We start from the raw sequence: 11,221 nt of genomic DNA on the forward strand, positions 1-11,221 counted from the left end.
GAGGTCAACAATTAAACAGGTATATTGGGGAGGCAGTGCGTTGGACGGGTTCCCCTGCTTAAAGCAACTGCCGTTTGAAACCAGTGTTGTTGACGTAAAAAGCCTTTAAATCATTGTCCAGGCTAACCTTACCCAAGCAATTGGAGGGACATTATGTCCAAAATACTAGTAATCGACCAAGATTTTCGACCATTAAACCCAATCCATCCAGGACATGCCAGACAACTATTAAGTCATAAAAAAGCCGCTATATTTAGACGGTTCCCCTTTACCTTAATTCTTAAAGAATCACATCCTGATTCTACCGTTTCAATTACTAATTTGACTTTAAGCTGTCAAAAGTGTAATATAAAGAAGGGTACTAGGGATGTTAAAGATTTTCTCAAAAAAGACCCAACAAGGTTAGAAAAACTTCTGAAACAAGCCAAACAACCCTTAGCAGATGCCGCCGCTGTAAATACAACTAGGTTGGCATTACTATTCGTCCTAAAAACTACGGGATTACCAGTTGAAACGGGATCAGGTGGATTAACTAAATTTAATCGTAGTCAACAAAACCTAGAAAAAACCCACTGGTTAGATGCTGCCTGTGTGGGAATTTCTACTCCCAAGTTAATTATTAAAGGCATTAAACCTTTATTGATTACAGCATCAGGCTATGGTTCAAGACAATCCTGTCGTACTGATAAATTTGGGTTCCCTAGTCGCTATGTTAAGAGAAATAAGCTTCACTTTGGTTTTCAAACTGGAGACATTGTTAAAGCAGTAGTTACTAAGGGTAAAAAAGTAGGTAGATATCTAGGTAGAATCGCTACTCGTTCAAGTGGCAGCTTTAATATTTCAACCAAAAAAGGATTAGTCCAGGGAATTAGTCACAAATACTGCAAACACATTCACAAAAAGGATGGTTATGGATATATTGCGTAGATTATGCCCCCCGTTTCCTCTCACCACCAAACGGAGTACAGTTATGGTGGGAGTCACTCGCGGGGAAGACAGATGATTTTATACAATAGTTAAAAAGGTATCAACGATTCTCAATCCGAGGCATACCACCCACAATTATTTTGGCACAGAAACTGGACAGCGCCCTATGTCTTTTCAAATCGATCGCGGACTATTCAAATTTGATTTCACCGACTACCACGCCGTTTTAGGAGTGTCAGTTGATGCGGATGTCAAGGAAGTCCGCAAACAGTATCTCAAAATTGCTCGCCTTCTCCATCCTGATAGTTCCAAATCCAACAACGAAGCAGAGAAACAACAGGCAAACATGTTGTTAACCAAGCTAGTTAATCCTGCCTACGAACAGCTATCGCGGAGTAATCGCGAATATATGGTTAGTTTAGGACATTTGGGTAAACGTATCATAGCAGAAGGTGGGAAAGTGTCAATTTCTAGCGAATCAGCTAAACAATTGGCTAAATCTGGTGCAAATTTTGACAATTTTTACAAAACTGGATTGAAAGCCTTAGCATCCACTCAATACGAATCCCTCGATCGCGTTTTAGATAAAATTGCTGAAATCAGTGAATTGAATCTAGTTTACCTGATGCTGAAAGGGAAAAGTAGTCAATCTGGTGGTAGATCTCCGATCGGGACAAGTAAGGGTGAAACCAAACCTGCCACTGGAGTCGATCCAAAAACTCCTACTAATCCTGGCAGCACTCCAACGGGTAAAACAGGTGCGAAATCAGGATTATCTAACACTTCTGGTGAAGTATCGAGGGCAGATACATATATCAAGCGAGCGGAAGGATATTTGGAGAAGAACAATTCTGCTGGAGCAATTTTAGAGTTGCGAGAAGCTCTTAAGATGGATCAAACTAATAGTAAGTGTCATGGTTTGCTAGGGATAGCTTATTTGCAGCAAAAGCAAGTATCAATGGCAAGAGTTCACATTAATAAAGCATTGGAATTGAATGCCAATGACGAAATAGCATTAAAGGGTAAACAATTTCTGGATAAGCAAGGTCATCAAGATGGACAATCGAGGGATTCCTCTAAGTCTCAAGGCAAATCATCAGATCAATCAAGTAGCGGTGGCTTTTTGGGGGGTTTGTTTGGCGGTGGTAAGAAAAAGTGACCTACTTCTATAATACCGATTCAGTAATCCCGAAAACCTGGTTTTTGTTTGAGAAAATAGTAATATTTTCTGTCCATACTCGGTTCGATAGCTATTTAATGAACCACCAAGACACGAAGACACGAAGAAATAGATCGGCTTCTAGGGCACGGGTGAGTAATTGAAATAAATCGGTTTTTTACCCAGAGGGGTAAATACTGGATCGGTTTTGTAGATGTAACTGGTCATTAAACCTTATACTTATTGTAATTTCCAATATAATATGGCATCAAGAATGGCAAAAGCTGACAAAACTAACTTTTCTTGCCCAAGTGGATTCCCAGAGTTTCTCCCTGGAGAGAAGCGCTTGGAGATGTATTTAATCGATAAGATTCGCCAAGTTTTCGAGCGCTATGGATTCGCACCAATTGAAACGCCAGCGGTTGAGCGTTTGGAGGTATTACAAGCTAAGGGAAATCAAGGGGATAATATTATTTATGGTTTGTCTCCGATTCTCCCTCCTAATCGTCAAGTCGAAAAGGATAATGCGGGGGAAAGTGGCTCGGAAGAAAGGGCTTTGAAATTCGATCAAACTGTGCCTTTGGCTGCTTATATTGCCCGTCATCTCAATGAACTTCAGTTTCCGTTTGCCCGTTATCAAATGGATATGGTTTTTCGGGGAGAAAGGGCAAAAGATGGACGATACCGTCAATTTCGGCAATGCGATATTGATGTTGTAGGTAGGGGAAATTTGAGTTTGTTGTATGATGCTCAAATCCCGGCAATTATTGCGGAAATATTTCAATCTATTAATATTGGCGCTTTTTTAATTCGGATTAATAATCGCAAAGTACTGACTGGTTTCTTTCAGTCTATTAGTTTAGCTGAGAGCCAGATTGTACCTTGTATTCGGATTATTGATGCTGCTGAAAAGATTGGTGAAGTTAAGGTTGAGAAGTCTTTAATTGCAGAAGGATTGTCTGATGGGCAGGTGGCACAAGTATTAGAATTTACCAAGATTCGTGGTACTGTGGATGATGTTCTGATTAAGTTAAAGGCAATCGTTGAAAATAATTCTGATACTCAAATACTGAATAGTGGTATTGTTGAACTAGAAACGGTTATTAATGGTGTCCGTAATTTGGGAGTGAGAGAGGATTTATTTACTATTGATTTATCTATTGCTCGCGGCTTGGACTATTATACTGGAACAGTGTATGAGACAACCCTAATTGGACATGAGGCATTGGGTAGTATTTGCTCTGGGGGACGTTACGAAGAATTAGTGGGGATGTTTGTGGGTGAGAAAATGCCGGGGGTTGGCATTTCTATCGGTTTGACGCGATTGATGAGTCGCCTGATTAAAGCTGGTATTCTTCAGTCATTTTCTCCCACACCAGCTCAGGTAATGGTGGTGAATATGCAAGGTGATTTAATGCCTCTTTATCTGGAAGTATCTCAGAAATTACGTCAGGTGGGGATTAATACTATTACCAGCTTTGAAGAGCGTGGGATGGGCAAACAGTTGCAGCAGGCAGATAAACGAGGAATTCCTCTTTGTGTCATTATTGGCTCCCAAGAGGCAGAATTGCAAAAATGCGCTCTCAAGAATATGAAAACAGGCGCACAGATAGAAGTGGCACTCGATCAGTTGGCTGTGGAAGTGAAGAAGCAATTGGAATAGGGAAGTATGAAGGATGAAGGATGAAGTATGAAGTATGAAGGATGAAGTATGAAGGATGAAGTATAAACGGAAGTTACCCCGATTGGCAGGGTACTTCCGGCTGAAAGCATTACTGGATAAGACTTTCCAGCATCAATGAAAATCTTTACATGACTACAAGTTGATTTACTATCGAGTACTTCAACCTATCACCAATAGTATTCAAGAAAGTCTTCAGCCTTCATCCTTCAGCCTTCATCTGGGAATGGGGAATGGGGGGAAGAGAGTTTTGAGTTATAGGGTGGGTATAGAAACCGGGTTTCTTAGCTCTTGTGAGTTTTAGGTTTAATTCTGCTCAATCGTGCAAGATTTTAGTTTTATAGCACTCCAAACCACCAAAATACCATTTTGTTTGTGAGTTGCCACACTATATTAATTAATAATTAAGTTTGTTAACGTTTCTTAACAAACTTAATTATTCCGAAATAATTATCAAGTGCGATCGCATTCCGTCCATATCTCTGAAACAGCCATGGAGAAAGAGAGAAGGGGAATTATAAGCCGAAAGAAGCCAACTGCATATCAGCTAATTGGCTTAGAAAAGTTGAGACATATTGCTGAAGCGATAACAGAGGGCGAAAGGAGACAATAACCAGTATAGTTCCGAAACTATATTAGGACTTAAGTACGACCATTCAAGAGTGTTCGACGCTACCAAACCTATTTAAGTACTAACTGAGTTCAGGACAAGACTTCACATTCGCAAGCAAGTATATGCTCCATACAAGACTTGAGATTCGGAATCGGAATGAGATTAGCTTCTTTGAAGCTGTAGAAAATCAATTTCAGGAGATAGTCCAAGATTTCTCCAAAACTCTAAATATCGCTGTTATTGGTAAAAAAGGAGTTGGAAAAAGTTCGCTGATTAATGCTTTGCTGAAGCGTAATCACCAAAATCCAGGTATTGAAGCAGGCACTTGTATTGAAGTCAATCCAGATCTCAAAATCTTGAAGCTCGACAAGCGAGTAAAGATTATTGAATCATTAGGATTTGATAATTTTCAGGAAAATATCAGCCACCTGACAAGAGAATTATTCAAGCCAATTGATATAGGTATTCTGGTTGTAAATGGAGATGCTGATGATTCTTACCAACAACAGCTTGATGCTCTAAAAAACCACTGTGACTCCATTTTTGTCGTTTTGAATAAAATCGATAACTGGGATGGATTAGAGCCTTCATCTGTAGAAAAAGTAAGAGGAGATTGGCATAATACTCTTAAGATTGAAACAATCTATCCCATCTCTACATCTAGATATCAGTCCAAAACGACTTCGGATCATCAGCTTGCTCTTCAGCATCTTTACCTATTGCGGCAGGATATCGAAAATGTTTTAGATGCTAAGGGCAAAACTTTGCTAATGGCTCGTCATATTAGTCAGAAAAAATCCCATGCCAAAAATATCATAGCGAAGGCGTTGATTTCAGTTGCGATTCAAGCCTTCCTTCCTGAAAATATTGCCTATATCACTGCTACACAAACAGCCGCTCTCGTGTCACTGTACTATCTGTATACGGGTCAAATTATTTCTCTGAAATATGCTATTGCAATCTTATCCGATTTTGCCGCAGTAGAAAATCATAAAGATTTTGTCTTGTTTATCTCTTCGTTATTACCCTCAGCAGGGTTGGTGAATATTGAATCATCAGGTATTAAGGCGATGACTATTACTTTAGCCATGTTATCCACCGTTAATTCACTATTAGCAAGCGGAGTTACTTTGCCGGGTAATCAGCGACTTCAGTTCAAATTTAGACCATACAAAAAACGTGCAGAAGATACGTTTAAAACCTTGAAGGCAAGACAGTTAGGAGATCTAAGATTTTTGAAGAATACGATCGAACCATTTGTTGTTTAATTGTTATTTGTTGTTGGTTGTTAGTGGTTGGTTGTTAGTGGTTGGTTGTTGGTTGTTGGTTGTTAGTGGTTGATTGTTAGTTGTTATTTTTTACACCCAACCAATATAAAAACAAACAACTAAAAACAAATAACCAACAACAAATAACTATTCCCGTCTCTCGATAACTAATTTTAAGCGAGCGACTAATGCGCCGATTGCACCAACTGCGGCAATGAGGGGAAATAATGTTACACCAATCGCTCCTCCAATCGCACCAACAGTCAAAGGAATTTCAATCAATGTCCGATTGTCTTCCGTTTTGATCAGAATGCGACGAATGTTACCCTGATGGATAAGTTCTTTGACTTTAGTAAGTAGGTGTTCCCCGCTAATATTAAATTCTTCTACACCAACCTTTACCTTGTTTTCAACTTCCGGTGCTACGGGATTGGTTTCAACTTCAACACTCCTTGATTCCCGTTCAACCCAATTTTGGTTATCTTGTGGACGATTAGCTGGTTCGTTCATTGGCTACTCCTGGCTAGATGATCTTCTGATGCTGTTGCTAGTTTTAGGTTAGCAAGAATCTTTCAGATGGAATCTGGGAGGCTTATCGCCCAAGAGATTGCCGTTGATGTTGCGATCGCTTAAACTGGCAAAATGCCTTCATCAGTAGTTGATACAGCGATGAAACTCAGGATTCTAGCGGCGGCTTTTCTTCTATGTCCATTTTGGTTGGCTAGTCCGATTCTAGCTGAAAACTCCGACAATATGAGGCAACTGCTGGAAACGAGGGCATGTCAAGGATGTGACCTCAGAAGTGCTAACCTCAAAGATGCTAACCTCCGATTTGCCGATCTCAGAGATTCAGATTTGCGGGAAGCTGATCTCAGAGGTGCGGATCTTACAGAAGCTGATCTTAGACGTGCTGACTTGAGTGGTGCCGATCTTAGAGGTGCTAATCTCAGTAATACTTATCTGAGATTGACAAATCTGGAAGATGCTAAACTCAAACGTGCGAATCTCTGTGGTGCAACGATGCCAGATGGTTCGATTTCTGAGGAAGGTTGTTAGTAAGTTGCTAGTAGCTAATAGCTAATGGCTAATGGTAGAGTGGGAAAATTAAACAATTAGCAATTAGCAATTAGCAATTAGCATTTTTTGCAATATTGAAGTGCTGCTGTGGGCGGATTTTTACTCTTCGCCTTCGTCTTCCTCTGTCGGGTAGACAAAGGTGGAACGTCCGCTCAAAACTGCTTTACCTAGGGAGAGGGCTTTTCTAGCCGCTAGTGCCGCTTTGCCCTTCCAGGTGGCTTTGCGTTTGTTTCGTTTTGACTTTGATGTTTTCTTCTTGGGAACCGCCATGAGTGTTATTCCTGAATTTTGGACAGCCTTCCTATTCTATGTCATTGAGGTGGGTTCAGCCCTATCGGGGGGATAAGGGGATGGGGGTCGATCGAGTACACCCCAGAAACCGGGTTTCTTTGTACCTCACGTACCTGAAAATTACTGTAATTTTTGTGTAGATTTCAAATATGCAAACTCAAATATTCCCCCGATTAACTCAGTAGGTCGCTCCTTTATCTGTGGCAGCGACGATTGTATTTGGTTTTTCTGCTCCCTTTAGGGCTGGGGATTGTCAAACCGCCAAATCTTGATAGTTTTATCGGAACTTCCGCTGACTAATAGTTGCCCATCTGAACTGAAAATAACAGATTTTACAGGTTCAGAACGATCTGGTAAGGTGGAAGTAAAATCTCCATGGAGATGCCATAATTTAATTTTGCGATCGCAACGCCTGCCAGAGCCATCGCAACTGCCACTAGCAATAATAGCACCATCGGGACTGAAAGCAACGGCAAGAACTTCATCTTGATGTTCGATCGTACTATAAATCTCTTCTCCTGTACTAATATCCCATAGCTTGATCGTATTATCAGCGCTGCCACTAACTAGGAGTTTGCCATCGGGATTAAAGGCAATAGAATTGACTACACCTCGATGCCCGTTGAGGGTGATAGTATCTTTTTGCGGATTTGGACTAATATCCCATATTTTTATGGTACTATCCCAACTTCCACTAGCAAGAGTTTCTCCATCAGGGGAAAAAGCTACTGCCTGAACTTTTTCTCTATGCCCTTTCAGGATACGCTTTTGAGCAAGGGTTTTTATATCCCATAATTTAATAGTACAGTCGGCGCTACCAGTGGCGATAGTCATGCTATCGGGGCTGAAAGCAATTGTAAGAAAATAGTATAAATTTCCTTGAATAGTTTTAGGGTTTGTTGGTAAATTTGGAGATACCCCCCAACCCCCCTTATTAAGGGGGGAGAAATTATTTAAAGTCCCCCTTTTTAAGGGGGATTTAGGGGGATCTGAATCTGACAGCGAAGTTATAAAATATTCCCCTGTTTCCCTCTCCGTTTTAATATCCCACAATTTAATAGTTTTATCGGCACTACTGCTAGCCATAATTTTACCATCAGGACTAATGCTAATGGCAAGAATGCGATCGCAATGTCCCTTAAGTGTCAGTTTTTCCGCTCCAGTACTAATATCCCATATTTTGATACTGTAGTCTAGACCGTTAGTGGCTATTATTTGTCCATCCGAGCTAATTGCTAGTGCTGTGATTTCATCTGAATTTACTGTAATAGTATTGACAGGTTGCCAGTTATATGATTCTGCTGTTGAAACTGGCTGAGATGGAGGTACAAAAGTTTCGGGTAATGTCTGTGGAGGAAGCTGAATTACTGGGCTATTCTGGCTGAGTTGTTGTTGTGGGGGTATTTGGAGTTGGGATATGGTATCGTTTATTTCGCTAATTTTGCGATCGCTGTTTCCTGCGATTGATTCTAATTCTGTAATTCGTTGCTGGAATTGCGCGATCGCTGTTTCTATTTGTTTTTGATTTAATTGGTATAGTCGCTGACGATTGGCTAGATTTAAGCTGATGGATATACTTAGGGGAAGTGCTGCGTAGATTACCTGTTGGCTTGATGTGGCTACTATTGTGCCTAATGTTGAAGCCGCGAGGGAGATGTATTCGGTAGTTTCTAGCCAGTGGGGGTTAGTCATATCATGTTTGTCGGGATTGGCATAATATTTTTTTTTAACGCATAGACGCGCAGCGGCTTCTCGCCAGAGTAGGGCGCAAAGGTAAACGCAAAGGTACGCAAAGGGTTTTTGTTGGTTTATGGTGGGTTACACAAATTTTGTCTATACTTTGTGTAAGTTGCTTTAGGGTTTGAATAGGTTATTGAGAGATTCTCCTAGTTTTTTCATTCCTTGTTCAATGTCTCTTTTACCCTTATCAATATCAGTTTGAGCTGTGTTTATACGATGTTCAATTCCACGTTTATTCTTCTCAATCTGATCTTTCCAAGTTTCTGTACCCCATGTTTTTTTACTTGATTCTGTATTGTTACTTTCTCCTTGGTAAGTTTCTTGCAGTTTAGCTACTCTTTGAGTTAAGAGGTTGACGGCTTTGATAACTTCTACTAGGTATTGTTTTAATTGTTCAATCTCTTCCTGAGTTTGCGGGTTAATTTGTTGGCTAGTTTCTTCTAATTGAGCTACTCTTTGGGTTAAGGGTAGAATTTGTGCGATAGCTGCTTTCATTTCGGCTATTTGATCCTGGGGTTGCTCGTTCACTTTTGGTTAATCTCCTGTTATTGAGTTAAATGGTGGGTTAAGGGAATGATTTTTGGGATTACTACATGCCAAAGCCATTTTTATCGCTTTTAGTTAAATCTGATTCCATGACTTGTCGCTTTAATTCATCGTTATAATCTAAGACTCCCAATAATTCTTCGAGGGGGATATTCATTTTTTGTTCCAATATCTTGAGGTTCAGTAACATTTGTCGTGCCATGGTTTCAGCCACATCAAATCTTTCCATCACTTGATTAACTTCTGCGATATTAATCCGAACAGTCATTTGGGTGAATTCAGATAATCTTTCTGGCATTCTTGCTAGTTTTTCTGGAGAGGTTCCCAAATCGTAGAAATGAATGCCTTGACGATCGACAAAGAAATCTTCAAATGGTTTAAATCCTCTATCTAAAACCATTTGCACTGATTGAATTGCTTCTGGTGGTGATGAAACTAATCCAACATAAACTACAAACCAAGCCATTATTGGATGGGTGATACTTCCAAGTATCTGTTCCAGTTTAGTGGCAATTTCAATCAGTATTGTTTTTGTCGTTTGGGCTTTTAAGGATTCGTTGGGTTGTTGTGCTGGTATATCGTAAACTAATTGCTTGAGTAATTGATTGAGGGTTTGGTGATTTTGGCTGATAACAGCATCGACTACACCTGCAATTAGTTCAGATATTTCTTGGGGGTTGGTGTTTGATGCTTTAGAATTCATTTGCTTTAAATAGGGGGTGGGGAGTGGGTGAAACTATTTGTTTACTTCATCCTTAATACTTGATGCCTCTGGGAATACTATGACTTTCGCATACTAACACCCACTTCCCGTAACGCGCTAGCAATGCGGCGGCGGTTAATCCGCCAATCCCACTACCAATGACGATGATATCAAAATCCATTTCTGCCGCCGCTCAAATTCCCCTAACTATCCTCCCACTTCAAGAATATCTGTTGGGAAGAGGGGGAGAAGAAAAATAGCCTCCTTGTCTCCCTTGTCTCCCTTGTCTCCCTTGTCTCCCTTGTCTCCCTTGTCTCCCTTGTCTTCCTTGTCTTCCTTGTCTTCCTTGTCTTCCTTGTCTTCCTTGTCTTCCTTGTCCCCCTCTGAGGATTAGGGAGAACCCCCCTTTTCTCTCGGATTGCACTACCTTGACACTTTAGGCAAGTTCTTGTTACATTTATTTACATAGAGAAGTAACAAAACTAAACAAACCACTACAAACCACTAGGAGCAAGTTTCATGTTAGTAGCATTGATTTCTGTATTTATTATCGGTTGGGTAGCGGCTGCGGTTATCGGCACTCAAGCATATTTCCTCGGCGAGCAAACTAAACCCATCCACGAGCGCAATTGGCGTTCCCAAGGCTTTGAGAAACTAGCGAAAGCCTTTACTGGTAAGGAAACTGACTTCGCCAACCGTACTCCGGCGTTTCCTGTAGATGCTTACTCTAGCCAGTTTTTACCTAATGAATAAGTAATTTAAGTTGTTAAGTCTAATGGCTAATTGCTAATTGCTAGTTGTCAATTTTTTGGTTCTACCATTAGCGATGAGCGATTATGCCTTCTCCGATTAGCAGCTTGAAAAGGCAAGTGGCAACTTAGGTTAAGTAGTAAGTAAAAATAATATATTTATTCAGGGAGGGAATTCTTAGAGAAGGAAACAAAATCTCATCAAAGAAAGTTGGATAACGCCGTTGGAGTAACTTCCAGCGGTATTTGTTTTTGGTTGCTGGTTATTGGTTATTTGTTGTTGGTAATTGGTTATTTGGTATGAGACCATGAATAATTACCAATTTCGATTTGAAAAATCTTGAAGTGGTTCACAATAACCTGTAAAATCTACGAAAGGTTATTAGCCCTCCTTTGGATTATTGGACAATAGTAGCTGAAACGACGCAATCTCGTCAAGTATTGAGAATTAATCTTAATAAAGATTA

The 11,221-nt window shown here is 40.3% G+C and carries 11 protein-coding genes and 1 pseudogene; 6 read left to right on the forward strand and 6 right to left on the reverse strand.

The features are described 5' to 3' along the window. The first annotated feature begins 153 nt into the window (after positions 1–153). The 4 genes from NJ959_RS18195 to NJ959_RS18210 all read left to right on the forward strand — a co-directional run bounded on the left by NJ959_RS18195 (position 154) and on the right by NJ959_RS18210 (position 5,648). Positions 154–927, forward strand: coding sequence for an RRXRR domain-containing protein (locus NJ959_RS18195; RefSeq protein ID WP_309242660.1), 774 nt, complete (start codon positions 154–156; stop codon positions 925–927). A gap of 166 nt (positions 928–1,093) precedes the next feature. Further along, complete coding sequence (locus tag NJ959_RS18200) at positions 1,094–2,086, forward strand: J domain-containing protein (RefSeq protein WP_254013157.1); 993 nt, start codon at positions 1,094–1,096, stop codon at positions 2,084–2,086. 274 nt (positions 2,087–2,360) lie between these two features. Continuing rightward, entirely contained in the window at positions 2,361–3,749 is a 1,389-nt protein-coding gene (hisS, locus tag NJ959_RS18205; RefSeq protein ID WP_254013158.1) for a histidine--tRNA ligase, read from the forward strand. Positions 3,750–4,502: 753 nt separating this feature from the next. Then, a complete protein-coding gene (locus tag NJ959_RS18210; protein WP_254013159.1) occupies positions 4,503–5,648 on the forward strand; it encodes a GTPase domain-containing protein in 1,146 nt (381 codons plus the stop codon). 147 nt (positions 5,649–5,795) lie between these two features. On the opposite strand, the gene NJ959_RS18215 is transcribed toward NJ959_RS18210, so the two are convergent. Beyond that, positions 5,796–6,158, reverse strand: a complete 363-nt coding sequence (locus tag NJ959_RS18215) for a DUF4342 domain-containing protein (RefSeq protein WP_254013160.1) — start codon at positions 6,156–6,158, stop codon at positions 5,796–5,798. Positions 6,159–6,290: 132 nt separating this feature from the next. Here NJ959_RS18215 and NJ959_RS18220 point away from each other — a divergent pair, with 132 nt between their 5' ends. Further along, positions 6,291–6,704, forward strand: coding sequence for a pentapeptide repeat-containing protein (locus NJ959_RS18220; RefSeq protein WP_254013161.1), 414 nt, complete (start codon positions 6,291–6,293; stop codon positions 6,702–6,704). A 120-nt stretch (positions 6,705–6,824) separates the two neighbouring features. Here the strand turns inward: NJ959_RS18220 and rpmF are convergent, their stop codons facing one another. The 5 genes and pseudogenes from rpmF to NJ959_RS18245 all read right to left on the reverse strand — a co-directional run. Continuing rightward, a complete protein-coding gene (gene rpmF, locus NJ959_RS18225; protein ID WP_254013162.1) occupies positions 6,825–6,995 on the reverse strand; it encodes a 50S ribosomal protein L32 in 171 nt (56 codons plus the stop codon). Positions 6,996–7,253: 258 nt separating this feature from the next. Then, the gene (locus NJ959_RS18230; protein WP_254013163.1) at positions 7,254–8,708 is read right to left on the reverse strand and encodes a WD40 repeat domain-containing protein; all 1,455 of its coding nucleotides are present in this window, start codon (positions 8,706–8,708) and stop codon (positions 7,254–7,256) included. 162 nt (positions 8,709–8,870) lie between these two features. Next, on the reverse strand, positions 8,871–9,284 hold the full coding sequence (locus NJ959_RS18235; RefSeq protein ID WP_254013164.1) for a hypothetical protein: 414 nt from the start codon (positions 9,282–9,284) through the stop codon (positions 8,871–8,873). A 61-nt stretch (positions 9,285–9,345) separates the two neighbouring features. Continuing rightward, entirely contained in the window at positions 9,346–10,005 is a 660-nt protein-coding gene (locus NJ959_RS18240) for a hypothetical protein (protein ID WP_254013165.1), read from the reverse strand. 64 nt (positions 10,006–10,069) lie between these two features. After that, a pseudogene (locus NJ959_RS18245) lies at positions 10,070–10,186 on the reverse strand (FAD-dependent oxidoreductase); the annotation flags it as partial. 338 nt (positions 10,187–10,524) lie between these two features. On the opposite strand from NJ959_RS18245, the gene NJ959_RS18250 reads away from it, so the two are divergent. After that, positions 10,525–10,758 carry a photosystem II protein, Psb35-related gene (locus tag NJ959_RS18250; RefSeq protein WP_254013166.1) on the forward strand — a complete coding sequence of 78 codons (234 nt, stop codon included), beginning with the start codon at positions 10,525–10,527 and terminating at the stop codon, positions 10,756–10,758. The last annotated feature ends 463 nt before the right edge of the window (positions 10,759–11,221 follow it).

The sequence above is a fragment of the Limnofasciculus baicalensis BBK-W-15 genome (assembly GCF_024178385.1).
GTDB classification, from domain to species: Bacteria; Cyanobacteriota; Cyanobacteriia; order Cyanobacteriales; family Coleofasciculaceae; genus Limnofasciculus; species Limnofasciculus baicalensis.

Excerpts from the sequence above, each read along its gene's own strand:
- NJ959_RS18240 (WP_254013165.1), bottom strand. The coding sequence starts at position 10,005 with ATGAATTCTAAAGCATCAAACACCAACCCCCAAGAAATATCTGAACTA.
- hisS (WP_254013158.1), top strand. The coding sequence starts at position 2,361 with ATGGCAAAAGCTGACAAAACTAACTTTTCTTGCCCAAGTGGATTCCCA.
- NJ959_RS18215 (WP_254013160.1), bottom strand. The coding sequence starts at position 6,158 with ATGAACGAACCAGCTAATCGTCCACAAGATAACCAAAATTGGGTTGAA.
- NJ959_RS18230 (WP_254013163.1), bottom strand. The coding sequence starts at position 8,708 with ATGACTAACCCCCACTGGCTAGAAACTACCGAATACATCTCCCTCGCG.
- NJ959_RS18210 (WP_254013159.1), top strand. The coding sequence starts at position 4,503 with ATGCTCCATACAAGACTTGAGATTCGGAATCGGAATGAGATTAGCTTC.
- NJ959_RS18200 (WP_254013157.1), top strand. The coding sequence starts at position 1,094 with ATGTCTTTTCAAATCGATCGCGGACTATTCAAATTTGATTTCACCGAC.
- rpmF (WP_254013162.1), bottom strand. The coding sequence starts at position 6,995 with ATGGCGGTTCCCAAGAAGAAAACATCAAAGTCAAAACGAAACAAACGC.
- NJ959_RS18195 (WP_309242660.1), top strand. The coding sequence starts at position 154 with ATGTCCAAAATACTAGTAATCGACCAAGATTTTCGACCATTAAACCCA.
- NJ959_RS18220 (WP_254013161.1), top strand. The coding sequence starts at position 6,291 with ATGCCTTCATCAGTAGTTGATACAGCGATGAAACTCAGGATTCTAGCG.
- NJ959_RS18250 (WP_254013166.1), top strand. The coding sequence starts at position 10,525 with ATGTTAGTAGCATTGATTTCTGTATTTATTATCGGTTGGGTAGCGGCT.